Source organism: Vibrio sp. 704 (genome assembly GCF_033339295.1).
On the sequence record NZ_JAWOUH010000312.1, the window covers coordinates 1 to 795 of the forward strand.

Here is a 795-nt window from a genome sequence, read left to right on the forward strand (position 1 = left end):
AAGAACGCCCTTAATATCAACGGCTAGCATATCTTTATTGACGTACAACTTGGTTTGAATAGGCATGATAACCGCACCAAAATCAAGGTACTTATCGCGAGCCTCAGAGTAAATCAGACCAGCGTGAACATCCGCACGCCCCTCCTTAACTGCACGCAAAGACTCTTCCCAATCGAGCAGCAGGAACTCAACACGAACGTGATTTCTTTCGGCATACTCTCGCCAGAAGTCAATCAGAATGCCTTTGGGTTCACCATCTTGTGAGACATATGAGAACGGCTTCCAAGCCTTAGAATTGGTGACAATCAATGTATCGACTTTAGTTTGGTGAGCGAAACTGTACGAACACATGGCAAGCCATAGTAATAACAACGAAGTACACGCCCTGGTGCACTTGTAACCATAAGTACTAAAACTTGTTGATGCCATACCCACTACTCACCAGTCTTTTTTTGAAAACAATGTCTGCTGTTTGATTCGAATAAAGATATAGCAGACCTATCAATAACGAAATGAGATGCTTATTGATATGAATCTAAATTAGTACTTTTTAATATAAATTTGGTACTTTTTTGTTATTTTTACTTTGAACACGAAGTCACTAATTTGTTTATATGCACTTCATTAATAAGCTCAATTGAACAATTTCTTAAAAAGAAATTTTCTATACATCTTGTGAAGAAGTGACCTTCCACCCCTTTGTTTTGCATACAGTTATTTCCCAAACGCGAATCAAAGCCATCAAACATTCGCCAAAAACGCGACAAAATTGACTCTGCTGCCATTTGCTTTATG

2 protein-coding genes are annotated in these 795 nt (G+C 38.7%); both read right to left on the reverse strand.

The window, feature by feature from the left end:
- Positions 1-429: transporter substrate-binding domain-containing protein (locus R7R24_RS26130; RefSeq protein WP_318120034.1), on the reverse strand; the 429-nt coding region annotated here is incomplete at its 3' end.
- A 152-nt stretch (positions 430-581) separates the two neighbouring features.
- The coding region (locus R7R24_RS26135; protein WP_318120035.1) for a hypothetical protein at positions 582-795 on the reverse strand (214 nt) is incomplete at its 5' end.